Genomic DNA, 17175 nt, shown 5'->3' with positions numbered 1-17175 from the left:
TAACGGAAAACCTCGCAGAACAGATCATTGCTGATCGCTCTGCGAGGTTTTGCTTTTCGTGCTTAGACGAGCGCTACGTCCTTGGAAGGAACGTGGAGCTCCTTGTTGCCGTAGTGCACCGAGAAGAACCAGCCGATACCGGTCACGATATGGATCAGGGACAGGCCCACAGCGGTAGCGGCATCTGCTGCGTTCATGATCGGGAAAACGATCGAGACTACCGCGATGAGCAAGCCAGCCCACTGCGCGATCTTGCAAATGCCCTTGTTTGCCCGTCCGATCAGGAAGACCACCAGGCCGAAGAACAGAATCGGGATCAACGTGAACTGCAACAGGTGGTCAAAGGCGACAACATCAGTTGAATTAGGACCAATCCGGCGGGATGCCCCAGCGGCGCCAGACAGGAAGAAAATGATGACATTCAGGTAGCTGGTACCCAGCGCACCGATAATCACCTGAATGAAATTGAATGGGCTATTGGGTTGTCCCTGAGACGTCATGGCACTCCTAGAATTGTTGATAGTTCGCAACTATTCTATTCCCGAGTGCCTGTGCCACGGCTCTCAGAAGCCCGTGAGAACCGCGACACTTAGCAGGGCTATAGGTTTTCCAGGGCCGCGATCTCGTTGAACTTCCTATTCGAGTAGTTCACCGCGATATACCAAGACGCTGCAACAACCAGGTGCATAATCGCCAGGGTCAGCGCGGTCCCCCAGTCCTCGGCGAAGAACCACTGCACCACCGCTGAGGTCAAGACGGCGGCAACCCCGACCCACTGGGCGATGCGGCAGAAGCCCGGCTTGGCCCGGCCGATCAAGAAGGTCAGGAAGCCGAGAATGAGAATGGGCAGGGCAGTGAATCGCACGATGTGGATGAAATCCAGGTTCCGGAATAAGCCGCCGGAGTACTCCATGGATGCGCCGATAACCCTGGCAACAAAATAGGCCAAGGTGCTAAGCCCCATGGCTCCGAAAGCCGCAATAACCACCTGGGCGAAATTGAACGGCATCTTGAATCTAGCGTCAGCCTGCATCGCGAATCATCCCCTTTTACAGCGAATTCGAGCTGGACCGGTATTTTCACTGTACGCGCATTCCCGCCCGTTGGACCCCGAACTCCGGAACATTCAAGATCGGGCCCCGCATTAGCCGATGGCGGTTTCCGCTGGCCTCCCGCGCCATGGCCCGGACCGCGACAGGGTGACGCCCCTCGGCAACACAAGCCGTTGCAGCCGCGGGCACCCTTCGTCGCTTCACTTGGCCATTTTCCGGTCCACAACCGGGAAACCGGAGTAGACTGGAATTGGATCTAACTTCCGTAGAAATGCCGTCATCGGAAGCACTTCCTACCGGCGTAGAGCTTTTGTGCCCTCCTCATTGCCGAGGACGGCGTTCAGATTAACGCAGCAGTGTTGAACCGGGATCTTTATCGAGGCGGCTCGAATTAACTGCCCGCTTCCTTGCGTTTCTCCCATTTGCCCGATAAGGGTTGCCCGCCAGGAACGAATCACAGTTTTGCTCCAGCAGCCCACAGACCGGTTCGGTCCGCTAGTGGCGAATCATGCAACCAGCACAGCCGGACAATACCTTTGAAGCCGACAGTGCAAAACGGCAGTACGCGCACAACTGCCGCGGTCCCCGCGATGCCCAACTCAAGAAATGGTACGGCGTTTCCCGTGGAACCGGCCTTGAACTGCAGCACCGAGGGCAGAGCACGGCAATAAAAACGACTATGCAGCAACGGAGGGAATGTCATGGACAAGCCGAACAGCTGTCCGAGGTGCTACAGAAATACCTTGGTTGAAACAGAAACCCGTCGATTCGTCGATGATCAAAACCAGCTCAAGAGATGGGACAACGAAGGCGGCCACGAAGCTGGCCAGCGCCAGGACATGCTGGTAACGATGCGTGAAGTGCTCTGGACCTGCACCTCATGCGGATGGCGCAAGGTTGCCTACAGTTCGCAAGAACCACTACAGGGACCAGAGCGCCGCGTGGACATCTTGCCTGCTACGGGCCAAGCAACCCTACGGCAAGCCTAGCTGAGCTGGCGCCAGGCGCTGCTGCCCACGGCAGAGCACCCTGGTCGCCGGCATGGAACGGACATGGAAAGGAAAAGCCATGATGGACTTCTCCCGCACTCTTGGCAAGAAGCACCAGCCGCTGAAGATAGGCCCGGTGCTCATGAACTCTCTGCCGGGAACTTTGCTCAGCGACAAGGCGCCCGGCGCGTACCGGGTTGCCGCCGTTTTCAACCGCCAGCCCGCAGCCGAGGAAACAGAGTTCTTGACCAGCGATTTCATGCGCGGCCAACTCGATGCCGCCGGCTACCCTGATGCCGTTCTGAGCGCAGCTAACCGAAGATTGGAAATTTCCAACACCTCCCTGGAACAACTGCGTGACGGATTGGCAGCATTAATTGCCCGGGAGCTGGCTCTCGCCGGAAAGAAGTTCGAGGCTGATAGGGACGAAAGAAATTCCCGGTTCCACAAGGATATCGATGCGGAGTCACAGCGTTATGCAGCGGTGCAAAAGCTCGCGGAATCGGTAGCATTCAGCTCCGCGGAGATTCTCGAGCTCCATGGGCCCTGACCCTTCGGTAAATCCGGGTCCCAGCACCGGTACAGCTAGAGCGCCTGGACTGGCTGCACCGGCCCGGGCATTCGCAATAGGGCCGGAACAGCACTCGCGCCGCGCCTGCAACTCCTCTGGCCGCTACTGCCGCAGCCTCGATAAACCTGCGCCTGGCGAGCACCCGGAACTAGGCGCCGAGCACAAGGATGATCGCGCAAGCGCCTAGAGCCAGCAGCACCGCTGTTGTCAGCAGCACGGCGAGAACATCCGCGCTGACGCGTTCAGCCTTCACGCCTTGCGCCATTTTCCGGTACCGGGCACGCTGCGAGAGCAGAATCCCGAATGCCATCGAGGAAGATATCGCAATCAGCAGGATCACGGCCAGGCCATAGTGCGGAAGCCAGCGCAGGAAGACCGCGGAAACCACGAGAAATGAAACCATTGTCCGGTTCCACGCGAAGACGGTGCGCTCTGGCTGCAACCCCGGGTCGCTGATCTCGATGGGCTCTTTCATCACGAGCTGAGGGACCAGAAAATCATGGCGATCGCCGCCAGTGAGGCCACCACGGCACCGAATGCCAGCAGCGGGACAATGGCGGGAATCGGCAACGGCCTGCCGGTGCGCATGCTGCGTTCCACGCGGACCCAGCGCACGGCTGCACCGGCAGCAATCAGGATGCCGACGCCGATCACCAGCACCGCCAGCCAGGTGCGAACTGGCGACGGGAAGGCCTCTGCGGCGAAGGCCTCCAGCGCTGTGCCGCCCGCGAGGAAGGCTAGCGAAGTTCGAATCCAGGCCAAGAAGGTGCGCTCGTTGGCCAGCGTGAAGCGCGGGTCAGGCTCACTGCCCCGTGGCAATATCCAGCGTGAAAGCCGGCTGCGATCTTGCTCGGACATGACCCTCCTTGGTTTGCGTCGATGCTATGAGCATACCCAACCTATTATCGGCTAAACCTATTTAGTTGGTTGATAAAAACAGTTTTACGAATGTGATCCAGCGCATAAGAATTGAATGCAGCACTTGAACCAAAGAAAGGGCGCATTCCATGGCCTCCACCAATCTCAATCCCCACGTCGTTACGCTGGGCACCGCCGGCGGACCCCGCTGGTGGACCGGCGAGAACGCCGGCAAGCGGGCGGGAATTTCCACCGCCGTAGTCGTGGGCGAAAGCGTCTACCTGGTGGATGCCGGAACCGGCGTGGGCAACCAGCTGATGAAAGCCGGCTTCACCCCTGCGAACCTTCGCGGCATCTTCCTCACGCACTTGCACTCCGATCACACCATCGACCTGGCTTCGCTGGCCATCTTCGGAATGTTCACCCTGCCAGCGGGCAAGGCTCCGATTTCCATCATCGGCCCCGGCGACCGCGGCGCCCTGCCACCTGCCTCCCCGCGCGCAGTGACCGCCCCGCAGCCGGTCTTCGCGCAGAACCCGACCCCGGGCACTGCCTCGATGTTCGACCACCTGATGCAGGCCTACGCCACGGACCTGAATGACCGCGTGATCGACGCCCTGCGCCCCTCCCCGCTGGACCACTTCATCGCCTCGGACATCGAGATTCCGGCCGGCACCGGGTACCACCCCAACGAGAACCCGACACCGAAGGGCTTCGCGCCGTTCGAGATCTACCGCGACGAGCTGGTCACGGTGACCGCAACACTGGTCAAGCACCCGCCGATCGCTCCGGCCTTCGCCTTCCGCTTCGATACCGCAGAAGGCTCGGTGACCATTTCCGGAGACACCGCGCCCTGCCAGAACCTGGTGGCCCTGGCGAAGGATACCGACCTGCTGCTTCATGAGGCCATCGACTTCGACTGGGTGCAACGCGCCTACGGTTCGGTTGGCACTTTGGAAGCCCAGGCTTCGATGGACCACCACCGCGCCTCGCACACCTCGCCGGAGCAGGCGATCGAGATCGCGCACGAGGCCGGGGCGCGCACTCTGGCCCTGCACCATCTGGTCCCCGGAACTACGCCTTTGCAGGTCTGGGAAGCCCACGCCGCGAAATTCTCCGGCAACTACCTAGTGCCCAACGATCTGGACACGATATCCTTTTCCCGCGTCAACAGTGAAATGGCGGCAGTACGATGAGCAGCACCCTGAATAATGGCAACGGCGTGGAGGCACAAGCGTTGGTTCCCTCGCTGAAATCCCCGCAGATGCGCCGGATCCTGGCTTCCAGCTTCATCGGCAGCGCAATCGAATTCTACGATTTCATCCTCTACGCCACCGCGGCCTCGCTGGTCTTCAACAAGGTCTTCTTCGTTGGCCTGACCCCGGGCGTAGCCATCTTCGCTTCCTTTGCCACCTTGGCCGTGGGATATCTGGCCCGACCGCTGGGCGGCATCGTGTTCGGCCACTTCGGCGACAAGATCGGCCGCAAGGGCGTGCTGATCACCTCGATGGCGATGATGGGCGGTGCCTCGACACTGATCGGCCTGCTTCCTCCCACCGCGCAGATCGGCATGCTGGCCCCGATCGCGCTGATCATCTTGCGCATCGTCCAGGGCCTGGCCGTGGGCGGCGAATGGGGCGGGGCCATGCTGATGGCACTGGAGCACGCGCCGAAGGAGCGCCGCGGCTTCGCGGCGAGCTTCGCGAACATGGGCGGCCCGGCCGGCGCCGTGATGGCCACGTTGGCAGTCTCGGCCGTCTCGCTCATGCCCAATGAGCAGTTCCTGGCCTGGGGCTGGCGCATTCCGTTCCTGATCAGCATCGCGCTGGTGGGCATCGGGCTGGTCATCCGGCTGAAGGTCACCGAGTCCCCGCTGTTCCTCGCGTTGGAAAACAAGGCAGAAGAGCGCAAGACCCCCTTCATGGAGGTCATCACCAAGTACCCGAAGTCCGTCATCCGCGGAACCCTGGTGGGCATGAGCTCCTACACGGTGCAGGGCCTGATGACCGTCTGGGCCATCTCCTACGTGGTCGAGGAAGTCGGCATGGACCGCACTGCGGTGCTGAACATCAAGGCCATTGGCGCCGCGTTGACCGTGGTGGGCATCTGGGTTTCATCGCGCTATTCAGACAAGCTGGGCCGCCGCCCGGTCATGATGGTCGGCATCCTCGCCGGCGCCGTGGCCGCCCTGCCGATCATGTGGATGCTGGAACTGGGCCAGCTGTGGCTGTTCGCCATCGCGCTGTTCGTGGCCAACGGCATCATCCAGGCCTTCATCTTCGGGCCGTTCGGCGCGTTCACCGCGGAGCTGTTCCCAACCCGCATCCGCTACACCGGCGCTTCGCTGGTCTACCAGCTCTCCTCCACCGTGGGCGCGGGTTTCACCCCGATGATCGTTGCAGGCCTGGTGCTGCTGGGCGGCGGATCGCTGTGGATCGCCGGAGCCGTTTGGGCCGCCGCATTCATCGTCGCCGCCCTGGCCATGCGCGGCATCAAGGAAGGCCGCGACGCCGACCTCGAGGCCGAGGAAATGAGCCACTAGCCTCCCGACTGGCTGGAGCGCAGGCCGGTTGGAACCTACGGGTTCTAACCGGCCTTGCGCTCTTTCTCGGCTCCGGCTTCCTCGCAGAAATCCAAGAACGCGCGCAGCCGCAAGCTAGGGCGGTCCGAAGCGGTGTAGGCCACGCAGATATCGCTCACGCCAACCTCGCCCTCGATCTCCAATACCGACAGCGGCAAGCCGTCGTAGCTCAGGTTGACCGGCGGGCGCTGCACCAGAACGGTATAGCCCAAACCCCGAGCCACCATCCCGCGCACCGCCTCGAAGCTCTGCGAACTCCACCGCACCTTGGGGTCCAAGCCCGACATGCGAAGATTCACCAGCTGGTTATCGCGCACCGTGGGGATGTCCAGGGAGACGAAGTCGTCGTCGGCCAGTTCGCTCAAGGCGACGGAGGTGCGATCGGCCAGCCGGTGATTGCCTCCCACCAGCACATAGGGCCGGCCCGACATCACCGTACGCGAAGAGACCTGCGGCAGCAGGTGGCGGGTATGGGTGAGCACCGCATCCAGGTGGCCCTTGAGCATGCGCTCCTGCAGGTCGGCCCCGTCCCCCTCCACGAGGGTGACCTGCAAGTCCGGGTGCACATTGGTGAAGCGTTCGCAGATCACCGGGATCCAGAAAGCGGCCAGCGAGGAATAGCAGCCGATCACCAAAGGGCCGGAGAGCTTGGTCTGGCGTTCGACAATCTGGTCCTGCACTTCTTCGGCATGGCGCACCAGGGCCCGCGAGTCCAGCAGGAAGTCGGTGCCGACAGCCGTGAGCACCACGCCGCGGGCACGTCTGCGCACCAGCAGCTGCGAGCCGACGGCGCGTTCCAGCTCGTCCATGGACTGGGACATGGCTGCCTGGGAAATATGGCACTGCTTCGCTGCGGCGGAGATGGAGCCGAGTTCAGCGACGGCGACGAAGTACTGCAGCTGGCGCAGGGTGTAGTTGATCACCCGCCCAGTCTAGCCAGCGGGCAGCGGACCGCTGCCAACTAGAAAATGTTATGAGGCGAATAATCTATTATTTCTTGACTACTTCATTGCCTCCGCGGATGATGGCATCAGCTTGCCGATGAAGTAACCCGTCTACAGGAGACAGATGAAGCCAGTGATGAAGACCGGAATGCATGCAGTGGCGCTTGGAACTGCTGGCGGCCCGCTATTGAGGCCGGATCCAGGAACCGGTCACCGTCGCGGAATTTCTACCGCAATCGTTGTGGACGGCCACGCTTACTTGGTGGATTGCGGCCAAGGCGTCGGTTTGGGCCTGGCTGAGATCGGGATTCACCCCACTGCCCTGCGCGGAATTTTCATTACCCATCAGCATTCAGACCACGTCATTGACCTGAATTCTGTCATGGTCCTGGGCGGCCTTGCGTTCCGCGGCACCGAGGGTCGGCAGGTTCCTGTTTTCGGACCGGGTGATCGAGGAGTGCTGCCCTCGATGCAGACAGCGGCCGAGGAGCCGGAAGCCATATTTCCGCAGTCGCCCACACCCGGGACCAACGCCATGGTCAACTTGCTGCTGCGCGCCCATGCGACAGATCTCAACGATCGCCGACGGGATTCGGCGACACCTGATATTTCGGATATTTTCCATGGCGTAGATATCGAGATTCCTGCCGGCACAGGCTTCCACCCCAACCACAATAATCACCCGGACATGGAGCCTTTTGAAATATACGCTGATCGACATGTAAAAATTAGCGCTATCCTGGTCCAGCACCAACCTATCGCTCCGGCATTCGCATTCCGCTTTGATTCGAGATATGGATCGGTCGTGATTTCCGGCGATACAGCGCCAAGCGCAAATCTTGCGCGCCTGTCCCAAGGCTGCGACTTGCTGTTCCATGAAGCTATTGATCTGGAGGCCATCGCTCGTAGCTACCCGCATGCTTCATCCTCCGAGCTGGAAGCGAGCATGGGACATCATCGGCGCGCGCACACCACCGCAGAAGATGCAGGACGAATCGCCCAGCGGGCTGGAGCACGGAACTTGGCGCTGCATCATTTGGTTCCCGCTGGATCTGGAATGGAAGTTTGGCAGCGGGCTTCGAAACAGTTCTCTGGCAGCCTCTTCGTGCCCCGCGACTTGGATATCTTCCATATCGCAAGTGGCACGGTTACCCAGGTGCGCTAAGGCCAAGGCCGGCAGCTATCCGTCAGGCGGCTGGAACCATGGTCGATCAATTGCCCCCGGGCCGACGACCACGGGCCCAGCATCGGCAAAGAATGCTGGACCCGCAAAATCAAGGAATCGTCTTTGATGCACCAATCGCCCACACGCGCGGAAGCTCGGTGCCATTAACCGCCAGGTCGCCAATCAACCGCGCCTTGAACACCCAGGGGTTGTGGTTGCCGGCGGTACGGGCATTGCGCCAGTGCCGGTCCAGGTTCTTGGTAACGCTCGTGGCGCTGGCGGCCAGCGCATCAAAAGCGTGGGTGATCGCGTTGAGGACCAATGGCGTGAGCACCACCTGCGCCTGGGCGCTGGCCAGCTCTGCCGCATCGTTGGCTGCTTCGTCCTCTTCCCCGGTCACCTCGCCGGTGTGCAGCGCCTGCGCAGTTTCATAGGCTCCCTGCAATGCCGTCGACACTCGTTCCACCGTTGCCGCGGCAGCGAAGGCCGCCGCGGAGACCTCGCCGATCACCTGCAGCAGCTGCGGGTCTTCGGCCGCCAGATTGGCCGCGGCATGGCTGAAGGTCCGCTTGCGCGCCTTCAGCTCGGCGGCGAAGTCGCGCTCGGCTGCTTTGGCGGAGCCGGCCAGAACAGCGAGCAGCACCTGCTGGTAGAAAGCTGTCTGGTACTTGAAACGCGTATCGAAGTCGATGAGGTCTTCTTCAGCGACAATCGCATCGGTGAAGGTGGAGGTGCCGGTACCCGTGGTGCGCTGGCCGAAGCCATCCCAGTCATCGGCCAGCTCGACGCCGGGCTGGTGGCGGTTGACTGCGGCGATCACGCGCTTTCCGGTGTCGGTGCGCTCTGCGTAGGTATCGAGCCAGTCGGCGAAGATCGAGCCGGTGGAGTAGTACTTGGTGCCGTTGAGCTTGAATCTTCCCTCGCCGTCCGGGGTGACCTTGGTGATCACGTCCCCGACCTTGACGGTGCCGACCTCGGTCCAGGAGTTGCCCACCAATTCTCCCGCCACGAAGCGGGCCAGCCATTTGTCGCGCCCCGGACCGGGGGCCGCAACCAGACGGTCCTCGACGAAGGCGAAGTGCGCGCGCAGCGCTTGGGCAATATTGGAATCCGCCGCCGCGAGATCCACGAAGAGCTCGAAGAGTTCGGGCAGCGTAGCACCGGCACCCCCGTGCGATTCCGGGACCCGAACCGCGCCAAAGCCGGCAGCGGCCAGGTCCGCGACCTGCTGGTAGGGCAATTCGCCGGTGCGGTCGCGTTCAGCTGCACCCTGCGCAATGCGCGCGAAGAGCGGTGCGAAGCGGTTTTTGAGGCCTGCGAGTCGATTGCCAGTTGCAAGTACAGTCATCGTTCAGTCCAATCCGGGAGAAGTTTTCTTAGGTGTACAGCGAGAGCGGCTGGGACTCTCCGCGCAGGAAGTAGGCGCCGACCTCGATCTTCTTGTAGTCCACTGGGTCGTGCAGCGAATGGGTGCGCACATTGCGCCAGTACAGGTCCAGGCCCACCGAGTTCGCAGTCGAAGATGAACCGGTCACCTCGAAGATCCGGTTCGCCACATCCACTCCCACCTCAGTGGAGACCACCTTGGCTTCAGCAATTTCCACGGCCAACGCCGCTCGTTCGGGCTGGGTGACTTCCCCGGCCTTTGAGAGCAGGGCGTCGAATTTCCGGCCCAGCTTCTCGGTCAGCGCCGCCACTGCTGCGGTGCGGGCTTTGAGCTCTCCGACGGTGCGCTGGAAGATCGGGTCCTGCGAGTAGGTCTCTGCCTGCGAGAACAGCCAGGCGTTCTTGCGGCCCAGCAAGATCTGCTTGCCGCGCTCCAGTGCTCCCTGGGCGATGCCCAGATAGAAGTTGGCGAAGGCCAGCTGGATACCGGGGGTAAGCAGGGTGGAGACCGGTTCATCGGTGACGAATCCCAGCAAGTCCCCTGCTTCGAGCCGCACGTTGTGGAACTTCAAGGAATTCGACGCGCTCAGCCGCTGTCCCAGGTAGTCCCAGTCGTCAACGATTTCCAAGCCATCGATATCGCGTGGCAGAACCAACGCGAGAATCTGCCCGTCGTATTCTCCGCCCTGGACCAGCGCGTTGATGACGATGACCTCGCCAACACCGGAACCCGTGGAGAATCGCTTGGCTCCATTCAGTCGGTAGCCGTCCCCTTCGGCGCTCAGCGTCAAATCCGGATCAACTGGATTCACCGAATCGCCCCAGAGCCAGCCACCTTCCACGGTGCGCTGCCACCATGCCCCTTGCGCTTCTGCTGGGGCGTAGAACGGAATGCCGGACTGGTTGATGTAGTGGTAAGCCAGCAACTGCGAGATGGATCCATCAGCTGCGGCCAGTATGCGGACCACTTCGAAGGCCGTTTCCCAATGGGCTCCGGCTCCGCCGAATTCTGCAGGCACCAAGAGATTGAGCAACCCGGCTTCGCGCAGCAGCTGCACTTCGGCGAAAGGCTGGGCGTTCTTTCGGTCGCGTTCGAGCGCGTCAGCCGCCAGCTTGTCAGCTACTTGCTGGGCGACGTCGCGCCAATCAGCCAGTTCAGCTTCATCAGCAGTGCCGGTGTAGGGCACGCGCGGCAATTGGGTATCCAGTACAGTCATCTTCGTTCTCCTCTTGGGCTATGGATTCCGAAGGATGCAGAAAATCTGCGGATCCATCGAACCTGGCGTTAGCACTACCTGCGGAGTGCAGGCTTGCTGCGGCGTCTCGGAGCCAGGTCTCTTAGCCGCTCTGGATGGGTTGTTCTCCATCAGTGAAGCACCGACGGCCTCCGCTTGGCAGGGAAGATGTCATAGGACGGAACATCGTCATGAATCGACATTTTCGAGGCCTTCACAGGGGCCTCAGTGGCCGTCATATTTCCTCATGTGTCACCGGGCGCCTAGTACAGCTTCAGGTGTTTGGCTCGCTTCGGATTCCGCTGCCGAGGCCTTTCCCGCATAAGCCCCGCGATAGGCGGCTGCAGGGTGATCGTCAGCCACTCGCGTCGTGCCGGGACCCGCCAGATATTCGCGCAGGGTGTTGCCTTCGTATCCTGCCCAAGTTCTTCCGCGCTTCCGCAACTCGGGAACCACCAGATCGGTGAACTGCTCGAAGGAACCTGGGGTGATGGCATAGGCCAAGTTGATCCCGTCCAATCCTGATTCATCCACCCAACGCTCGATTTCGTCCGCCACGGTTTCCGGCGAACCGACGAGCACCGGTCCGATGCCGCCAACTCCGAGGTAGTCGGCGATGGCATTCGGGGTCCACTTCTGCTGCGGATTCGCTGTAGTGAAAATCGATACCGCCGATCGCGCCGCGTTGGTTTCCAGATATTGCAGCTCCTCATCCGGCGCGTACTGGCTCAGGTCCAAGCCCGACCACCCGCCATAGAATGCCATGGCACCTTCGCGCGAGGCATAGGACTGGTATTCGCGGTAGAGCTTCTGCGCCTGCGCGTCTGAATCAGCCACCACAGTGGTCATCAGCGCATAGATTTTGGCGGCGTCCCGGGGCCGACCCACCAGTTCGAACTCATCGCGGATCGCATCGGTCTGGCGGCGGGTGACCGCGGTATTGATCGAATTCAGGAAGATGCCCTCGGCATGCTGCGCGCCAAAGCGCCGGCCGCGCGAAGAAGCGCCCGCTTGGAAGATCGCCGGGGTGCGCTGGATGGAAGGCTCGGAAAGATGGATGCCCGGCACGTTGAAGTACTGGCCGTGATGGTTAATCGGATGCACCTTGGAAGGGTCGGTGTAGACGCCACGTTCGCGGTCCTTGAGAACCGCGTCTTCCTCCCATGATCCCTCCCAGAGCTTGTAGACCACGTCCATGAATTCATCGGCAATGTCGTAGCGGGCGTCGTGATCCAGCTGCCTGGCCATGCCCAGATTGCGGGCCGCCGACTCCAAGTAGCTAGTCACCACGTTCCAACCGATGCGCCCGCGGGTGAGGTGGTCCAGCGAGGAGAACTTCCGGGCCAGCGCGTAGGGTTGCTCATAGGTCAGCGCGCTGGTCACCGCGAAACCGAGATTCTTCGTGGCCACGGCCATGGCGGAAACCTGCATGAAGGGATCGTTCAGTGGCACCTGGTCGGCATCGAGCAAGGCTGGACCGCTGGAATTCTGGTACACGTCATAGATGCCAAGTACATCGGCGAGGAACAGGGCATCAAAGCCACCGCGCTCCAGGGTCTTGGCCAGATCCACCCAGTATTCAAGGGTGTTGTATTCGTCGGCTCGATTCTGCGGGTGCCGCCACAGCCCAGGGCTCTGGTGGCTGACGCAGGTCATGTCAAAGGCGTTAAGGTGGATGCGCTTGCCCATTATTTTCTGTTTCCCTTCGCGGTGTTCGTCAGTGCCTGATGCTTGGTCGTGCGCAATAGCGCGAAGATGCCGGTGGCCGGCCGACTCTTGGCCCTCCCGAGCACCACGGCGGCGAGCAGGATGGACAGGAGAACCAGCCCTCGGGCCAGGTCTTGCCAGAAGAAGGACAGGCCAATCAGGTTCAGCCCGTTATCCAGCAGGCCAAAAATCACCACGCCGATCAGCGTTCCGCCCACGGACACTCGCCCGTAGCGGCTGATGGTTGCCCCGATGAAGACCGCGCCAATGGCATCCATCAGATAGGCCTGTCCGCTGCCCGGGACATATCCGTTGGAGCGTGCCGCCAGCACCACTCCGGCGAATCCGGCGATCACCGCGCACAACAGGTAGGCGCTGGCGATCAGCGCATTGGTCCGCAGGCCAGATATTCTTGCGGCGCTCGGCTGTTCGCCTGCCATGGTCAGCTTCCGCCCGTAGCGGGTGATGCCAAGCAGCAGGGCCACCACCAGGGAGATGGAGACCGCGTTGACGATGGCGGCGTCAATGCCCAGGAAGTATCCGCGCCCGATCACGGCAAAACCGTCCGGCACCAGGGGCGCCGACAGGTAGATCGGTGCGCCGCCGCCGGTGAGCAGCTGCTGCACGCTGGTGCCGGCAAACCACACGCTCAGCGTAGCCAGGAAAGCCGGGATTCGCAGGATCACGATCAGCAGCGCATTCACCGCTCCCACCGCCAAGGCGCAAAGCAGCCCGCCGGCCACGGCCACCCACGCACGGTAGCCGTCATGGATCAGCCAAGCGCTGGCCAAGGCTCCCAGATCCAGGGCCACGCCAATCGACAGGTCGATGCCTCCGGCGCGCACCACCAGGGTCAACCCGATGGCGGCCAAGGCGAGCAAAGCCACCTGCCCCAGGATTCCGAAGAGGTTTCCCACGGTGAAAAACACCGGGCTGAGCACCGAGAACACGATGAGGATCAGGGCCAACGTACCCGGAGCCACCAGCCTCGATGCTTGAAGCGTGCCGCGTTTCTTTCCGCTGTAGGCTGCGACCGGTCCGGGGCTCGGCTCCACGGGTGCGGCCAGGGTTTCAATGGTGCTCATCGGTTCTTCCTTCCGCGCAGGGTCACGCTGGCCAAGACCAGCAGGATCAGCAGGCCCTTGGCAGCACCCACCCACTGGCTGGCCACGCCCAGCAGCGTCAATCCGTTATCCAGGGCGGCCACAAATACCGCGGCCAGAACGGTGCCGACCACACTGACCAGCCGCCTGCGCGAAAAGATCATGGACATGTAGGCCACCAGGATGATGTCCAGGAGAATTTGGGTTCCGATGCCTGGAACGGCGGCCGAAAGCCTTGCCACCAGCAGCGTTCCGGCCAGGCCAGCCAACGCCGAGCTGAGCACATAGCTAGCTAGCCGGTATCGGCGCGGGTCAAGTCCCGCCACCTGCGCGGCGGTCGGATTCTGGCCAACCGCATAGGAATTCACTCCCCAGCTGGTTTTGCCATATACCCACCACACCGCTGCCCCGATGAGCGCCATAAGCCAGGCCACCAATGGGATGCCGAAGAGCACGCTGCCCCGCGCCGCTTCGAAGAAGCCACCGGTAACGGCGATCTTCAAGTTCTGGCTGAAGACCAGTTCCAGCGAAGCGGCCACCCCCATGGTGGCCAAGGTGGCCAGCAGCGGACGCAGGCCCAAGGTGACCGAGAGGCCATTGACGACGCCGATCGCGGTGGCAACGAGGACCCCGTAGAGCACCGCGACCATGCCCGGGGTTCCGGCAGCCGCGGCCAGCGCGGTCACCGTTCCGGCTAGTCCTGCCACCGCGCCGGTGGACAGGTCGATGCCTCCGTTGAGCACGTCGTCGCCGCCAGCGATGATCACAATGGCCAGCCCCACCCCGGCAATGCCGAAGACCGACGCTTGGGTCAGGATGGTGGCGATATTCGAAGCCGTCAAGAAAAATGGGGAACCGAAGGCAAAGAGCAGCAGCACCGCGGTGATGCCGGCGTAGCCGATCCAGGCCGCCAATCTCGGCTTCGTGCGGGACGCGCCAGGCGCAGGTGCTTCGTCGACCGGAACAAGGGTGGCGCTCATGCTTTGACCTCTTCGCGTGATGTTCCGGCGGTTTGGCCGCTGGATGCCAAGTGAAGAATTCTTTCCGTACTCGCCTCGCTCGACGGCAGTTCGGCGATGATCCGACCGCGATAGAGCACCAGCACTCGATCGGCCAGTCCCACTACTTCTTCCAGGTCAACGCTGACCAACAGCGCGGCGGCTCCCTGCTGGACCAACTGGGAAATCTGCGCGTAGATATGCGCACGGCTTCCCACGTCGACGCCCGAGGTGGGTTGGTCAAAGACGAGCGCGTCCGATCCCTTGGCCAACCAGCGGGCCAATACCGCTTTCTGCTGGTTGCCGCCGGACAAACCCGAAGCCACGGCTCCTGGATTCGCCGGACGGATATCCAGGCGCTGCACCAGTTCGCTGGCTGTGTCCCGCTCTTTGCGCGCATTCAACAAGCCCAGGCGGCGGCCAAGCTTTCGCAGGCTGGCCGCTGCAATATTTTCGCGCACGGTGTTGCGCAGGAAGATGCCATCTGAATGCCGGTTCGACGGGACGTAGGCGCCTGCCCGGGCGGCAAAGTCCGCCGCAGATGCCACCGGCCGGCCGTGCAGCAGCGCCGAGCCGGTATGCGCACGATTGCCGGTGGCCGCGTCGGCGAGCACCTCAATCCCCGATCCCACCAATCCGGTGACGGCCACGATTTCTCCGGGCGCCACCGAGATATTGATGCCGCTCAATGTTCCGGCCACCGAGAGGTCCACCAGTTCAAGGGCAGGCTCGCCCTGAACGGCGGGCGGCTCGCGCCTCTGGTGCGAGAACTCGTTAACCTGGTTGCCCAGCATCAAGCCGATGACATCTTCGATACTGTCACCGTCCGCGAAACTGGCGTCACCGGCATTTCTGCCGTTGCGCAGCACCGTAATCCGGTCGGTGATCTGCCGCAGTTCCTGGAGATAATGCGAGATGAAAATGATCCCTACCCCGCGGTCCCGCAGATGCCGGATCGTGCCGAAGAGCTGTTCAACTTCATCATTGGCCAACGGTGCCGTCGGCTCATCGAGAATCAGCACCTTGGGTTCGGCCAGTACGGCACGGGCAATCTGGATCAGCTGCTGCTGGGCAACGCTGAGCTCATCAACGAAGGCACCGGTGTCCAGCTCCTGGCCGGTGGTTCGCAAAATATCCGCCCGGGCTGCTGCCTGCGCGGTGCGCTCGTGGCGCCAGAGCCCACGACTCTTCGCGGTGCCCAGGTACAGCTGTTCGGCGACGGTCAAGCGGCCGGCCAGATGGCGGTCCTGGTGAATCACTTCAATGCCTAGCGCTTCGGCATCGGCAGGCCGGCGAATTTGCACCGGCTGGCCGGCAAGTTCGATCTGCCCCGAGTCCAGGGTGTACAGCCCGGTGAGTATCTTGATCAGGGTGGATTTTCCAGCTCCGTTTTCGCCCACTAGGCCCAGAACCTCTCCGGCCCGAAGCTGCAGGTGCACATGGTCGAGCACGGCGACCGTGCCAAAGGACTTGTTGATGGCGGCCATGCTCAGCAGTTCCTTAGATTCCGTTGTCATGGCGCACCTGATTCACGTTGTCCTTGTCGACAAAAATTGGCTCGGCATAGCTGGTGCTCGGAACCAGATCGGTTTGCCCATCGAGGAACAGGGCGATATTAGTGGCCGAGGCAGCGGCAATCTGCTTGGTGGGCTGAGCGACGGTGAACTGGTATGAACTGTCCGGGTTCGCTATCAAATCCAGGGCCCCGGGCTCTGCGTCCACTCCATACAGCTTGATGTCGCCACCAGTGGGATCGATGGCCTGCGCGGCACCGATCAGCGGCATGTCCCAGCAGGACCAAATCGCGTCAACTTCGCCCTCGGGCAGCCTGCGCAGTTGGTCCTGGATCTGGTTTTTGGCATCCTCGATGGTGCCTTCGTATTTGTCCTGGAGTTCCGGGGTGATCTTCTCGATATTTGGGTAGTCTTCCAGCACCAGGTTCAGGCTGTTGTAGCGGATCCGGCAGGGAGTCACACCGGGGAAGCCGTTGAAGACCAGAATCTTCCCCTTGCCGTGGAGGTCTTCAGCCATGGTGCGAGCCAGCGTGGTGCCGACGTTCCAGTTGTCGCTGGTGACGTTGTTCTTCGAGTATTCGCTTTGGAAATCGATGGTGAACAGCGGGATCCCGGCGGCGTCCACCTTGGCCAAGGCAGGAGTGAGCGTTTGGGCATCGCCCAGGATCACCACGATGGCATCGGGCGACTGGGTGATCAGGTTTTCTACGTCAGAGACGTGCTTCTCGTCTTTGGCTTCGGCTTGGGTAGCGATGACCTCGCCGCCGAGCTCTTTGATGCGCTCTTGGATCTGCTGGTAGACCACGCGCGAGTAGTCGTGCAGGATATCCTTGGCCGCGATGCCGACCTTTTTGCCTTTGAGTGAAGGAACGTTGTCGAGCTTATGCTCGGCTTGCGGATTACTGCTTTGCGCCACAACCGGCGCTATTTCCGGCCGTGGTTCTTTCAGCGAGCAGCCAGTCAGCAGTGTTGCTGCCGCCATCGCTGAAGCCAGAACTTTCAAGGCGTTCGGACGAGTACGAGTCATGTCGTCCCTCTCTTAGACAAATTGAACGAGGGATCCCGAACAGAA

General features: G+C 61.8%; 17 protein-coding genes and 1 riboswitch. Of the genes, 5 read left to right on the top strand and 12 right to left on the bottom strand.

The features are described 5' to 3' along the window. Window positions 1-62: 62 nt before the first annotated feature. Together ACIOTN_RS12895 and ACIOTN_RS12890 are read right to left on the bottom strand one after the other, a co-directional pair. Window positions 63-500, bottom strand: a complete 438-nt coding sequence (locus tag ACIOTN_RS12895) for a DUF6069 family protein (RefSeq protein ID WP_105656428.1) — start codon at window positions 498-500, stop codon at window positions 63-65. Window positions 501-598: 98 nt separating this feature from the next. After that, window positions 599-1009 (bottom strand): DUF6069 family protein, encoded by a 411-nt coding sequence (locus ACIOTN_RS12890; protein ID WP_286134073.1) that lies wholly within the window; start codon window positions 1007-1009, stop codon window positions 599-601. A gap of 786 nt (window positions 1010-1795) precedes the next feature. On the opposite strand from ACIOTN_RS12890, the gene ACIOTN_RS12885 reads away from it, so the two are divergent. Beyond that, the gene (locus tag ACIOTN_RS12885) at window positions 1796-2041 is read left to right on the top strand and encodes a hypothetical protein (protein WP_105656430.1); all 246 of its coding nucleotides are present in this window, start codon (window positions 1796-1798) and stop codon (window positions 2039-2041) included. A 79-nt stretch (window positions 2042-2120) separates the two neighbouring features. Then, window positions 2121-2591 carry a hypothetical protein gene (locus ACIOTN_RS12880; RefSeq protein WP_105662303.1) on the top strand — a complete coding sequence of 157 codons (471 nt, stop codon included), beginning with the start codon at window positions 2121-2123 and terminating at the stop codon, window positions 2589-2591. 169 nt (window positions 2592-2760) lie between these two features. On the opposite strand, the gene ACIOTN_RS12875 is transcribed toward ACIOTN_RS12880, so the two are convergent. Together ACIOTN_RS12875 and ACIOTN_RS12870 are read right to left on the bottom strand one after the other, a co-directional pair. Continuing rightward, window positions 2761-3087, bottom strand: a complete 327-nt coding sequence (locus ACIOTN_RS12875) for a DUF202 domain-containing protein (RefSeq protein ID WP_105656432.1) — start codon at window positions 3085-3087, stop codon at window positions 2761-2763. Further along, on the bottom strand, window positions 3087-3470 hold the full coding sequence (locus ACIOTN_RS12870) for a YidH family protein (RefSeq protein ID WP_105656433.1): 384 nt from the start codon (window positions 3468-3470) through the stop codon (window positions 3087-3089). Before ACIOTN_RS12870 ends, ACIOTN_RS12875 begins: the two co-directional genes overlap by 1 nt. Window positions 3471-3619: 149 nt before the next feature. On the opposite strand from ACIOTN_RS12870, the gene ACIOTN_RS12865 reads away from it, so the two are divergent. Further along, window positions 3620-4666 carry an MBL fold metallo-hydrolase gene (locus ACIOTN_RS12865; RefSeq protein ID WP_402735459.1) on the top strand — a complete coding sequence of 349 codons (1047 nt, stop codon included), beginning with the start codon at window positions 3620-3622 and terminating at the stop codon, window positions 4664-4666. Beyond that, window positions 4663-6012 carry an MFS transporter gene (locus tag ACIOTN_RS12860; RefSeq protein ID WP_105662301.1) on the top strand — a complete coding sequence of 450 codons (1350 nt, stop codon included), beginning with the start codon at window positions 4663-4665 and terminating at the stop codon, window positions 6010-6012. The genes ACIOTN_RS12865 and ACIOTN_RS12860 overlap by 4 nt, the downstream gene beginning before the upstream one ends. A gap of 44 nt (window positions 6013-6056) precedes the next feature. Here the strand turns inward: ACIOTN_RS12860 and ACIOTN_RS12855 are convergent, their stop codons facing one another. Beyond that, complete coding sequence (locus tag ACIOTN_RS12855; protein WP_105656436.1) at window positions 6057-6974, bottom strand: LysR substrate-binding domain-containing protein; 918 nt, start codon at window positions 6972-6974, stop codon at window positions 6057-6059. Between the two features lie 145 nt (window positions 6975-7119). Between ACIOTN_RS12855 and ACIOTN_RS12850 the strand changes: the two genes are divergently transcribed. Further along, the gene (locus ACIOTN_RS12850) at window positions 7120-8160 is read left to right on the top strand and encodes an MBL fold metallo-hydrolase (RefSeq protein ID WP_105662300.1); all 1041 of its coding nucleotides are present in this window, start codon (window positions 7120-7122) and stop codon (window positions 8158-8160) included. A 109-nt stretch (window positions 8161-8269) separates the two neighbouring features. Here the strand turns inward: ACIOTN_RS12850 and ACIOTN_RS12845 are convergent, their stop codons facing one another. The 7 genes from ACIOTN_RS12845 to ACIOTN_RS12815 form a co-directional block, all read right to left on the bottom strand. After that, on the bottom strand, window positions 8270-9508 hold the full coding sequence (locus tag ACIOTN_RS12845; RefSeq protein ID WP_105662299.1) for an acyl-CoA dehydrogenase family protein: 1239 nt from the start codon (window positions 9506-9508) through the stop codon (window positions 8270-8272). 28 nt (window positions 9509-9536) lie between these two features. Further along, on the bottom strand, window positions 9537-10763 hold the full coding sequence (locus tag ACIOTN_RS12840; RefSeq protein ID WP_181149071.1) for an acyl-CoA dehydrogenase family protein: 1227 nt from the start codon (window positions 10761-10763) through the stop codon (window positions 9537-9539). Window positions 10764-10813: 50 nt separating this feature from the next. Next, a riboswitch (SAM riboswitch) is annotated at window positions 10814-10904 on the bottom strand. 129 nt (window positions 10905-11033) lie between these two features. After that, the gene (locus ACIOTN_RS12835; protein ID WP_105662298.1) at window positions 11034-12470 is read right to left on the bottom strand and encodes an LLM class flavin-dependent oxidoreductase; all 1437 of its coding nucleotides are present in this window, start codon (window positions 12468-12470) and stop codon (window positions 11034-11036) included. Beyond that, window positions 12470-13573 (bottom strand): ABC transporter permease, encoded by a 1104-nt coding sequence (locus ACIOTN_RS12830; protein WP_402735458.1) that lies wholly within the window; start codon window positions 13571-13573, stop codon window positions 12470-12472. Before ACIOTN_RS12830 ends, ACIOTN_RS12835 begins: the two co-directional genes overlap by 1 nt. Next, on the bottom strand, window positions 13570-14571 hold the full coding sequence (locus ACIOTN_RS12825; RefSeq protein WP_105656441.1) for an ABC transporter permease: 1002 nt from the start codon (window positions 14569-14571) through the stop codon (window positions 13570-13572). Before ACIOTN_RS12825 ends, ACIOTN_RS12830 begins: the two co-directional genes overlap by 4 nt. After that, window positions 14568-16106 carry a sugar ABC transporter ATP-binding protein gene (locus ACIOTN_RS12820; protein ID WP_402735457.1) on the bottom strand — a complete coding sequence of 513 codons (1539 nt, stop codon included), beginning with the start codon at window positions 16104-16106 and terminating at the stop codon, window positions 14568-14570. Before ACIOTN_RS12820 ends, ACIOTN_RS12825 begins: the two co-directional genes overlap by 4 nt. After that, on the bottom strand, window positions 16090-17130 hold the full coding sequence (locus ACIOTN_RS12815) for a substrate-binding domain-containing protein (RefSeq protein WP_105656443.1): 1041 nt from the start codon (window positions 17128-17130) through the stop codon (window positions 16090-16092). Before ACIOTN_RS12815 ends, ACIOTN_RS12820 begins: the two co-directional genes overlap by 17 nt. Window positions 17131-17175 lie beyond the last annotated feature (45 nt).

Origin of the sequence: Glutamicibacter sp. NPDC087661, from assembly GCF_044743275.1 — a bacterium.
Lineage (GTDB): Bacteria > Actinomycetota > Actinomycetes > Actinomycetales > Micrococcaceae > Glutamicibacter.
This window is presented reverse-complemented; position numbering and strand designations above follow the sequence as displayed.

What these genes read in the sequence shown, in the direction of transcription:
- ACIOTN_RS12895 (WP_105656428.1), bottom strand. Translation starts at nt 500, where the DNA reads ATGACGTCTCAGGGACAACCCAATAGCCCATTCAATTTCATTCAGGTG.
- ACIOTN_RS12890 (WP_286134073.1), bottom strand. Translation starts at nt 1,009, where the DNA reads ATGCCGTTCAATTTCGCCCAGGTGGTTATTGCGGCTTTCGGAGCCATG.
- ACIOTN_RS12880 (WP_105662303.1), top strand. Translation starts at nt 2,121, where the DNA reads ATGATGGACTTCTCCCGCACTCTTGGCAAGAAGCACCAGCCGCTGAAG.
- ACIOTN_RS12875 (WP_105656432.1), bottom strand. Translation starts at nt 3,087, where the DNA reads ATGAAAGAGCCCATCGAGATCAGCGACCCGGGGTTGCAGCCAGAGCGC.
- ACIOTN_RS12870 (WP_105656433.1), bottom strand. Translation starts at nt 3,470, where the DNA reads ATGTCCGAGCAAGATCGCAGCCGGCTTTCACGCTGGATATTGCCACGG.
- ACIOTN_RS12865 (WP_402735459.1), top strand. Translation starts at nt 3,620, where the DNA reads ATGGCCTCCACCAATCTCAATCCCCACGTCGTTACGCTGGGCACCGCC.
- ACIOTN_RS12860 (WP_105662301.1), top strand. Translation starts at nt 4,663, where the DNA reads ATGAGCAGCACCCTGAATAATGGCAACGGCGTGGAGGCACAAGCGTTG.
- ACIOTN_RS12850 (WP_105662300.1), top strand. Translation starts at nt 7,120, where the DNA reads ATGAAGCCAGTGATGAAGACCGGAATGCATGCAGTGGCGCTTGGAACT.
- ACIOTN_RS12845 (WP_105662299.1), bottom strand. Translation starts at nt 9,508, where the DNA reads ATGACTGTACTTGCAACTGGCAATCGACTCGCAGGCCTCAAAAACCGC.
- ACIOTN_RS12840 (WP_181149071.1), bottom strand. Translation starts at nt 10,763, where the DNA reads ATGACTGTACTGGATACCCAATTGCCGCGCGTGCCCTACACCGGCACT.
- ACIOTN_RS12835 (WP_105662298.1), bottom strand. Translation starts at nt 12,470, where the DNA reads ATGGGCAAGCGCATCCACCTTAACGCCTTTGACATGACCTGCGTCAGC.
- ACIOTN_RS12830 (WP_402735458.1), bottom strand. Translation starts at nt 13,573, where the DNA reads ATGAGCACCATTGAAACCCTGGCCGCACCCGTGGAGCCGAGCCCCGGA.
- ACIOTN_RS12825 (WP_105656441.1), bottom strand. Translation starts at nt 14,571, where the DNA reads ATGAGCGCCACCCTTGTTCCGGTCGACGAAGCACCTGCGCCTGGCGCG.
- ACIOTN_RS12820 (WP_402735457.1), bottom strand. Translation starts at nt 16,106, where the DNA reads ATGACAACGGAATCTAAGGAACTGCTGAGCATGGCCGCCATCAACAAG.
- ACIOTN_RS12815 (WP_105656443.1), bottom strand. Translation starts at nt 17,130, where the DNA reads ATGACTCGTACTCGTCCGAACGCCTTGAAAGTTCTGGCTTCAGCGATG.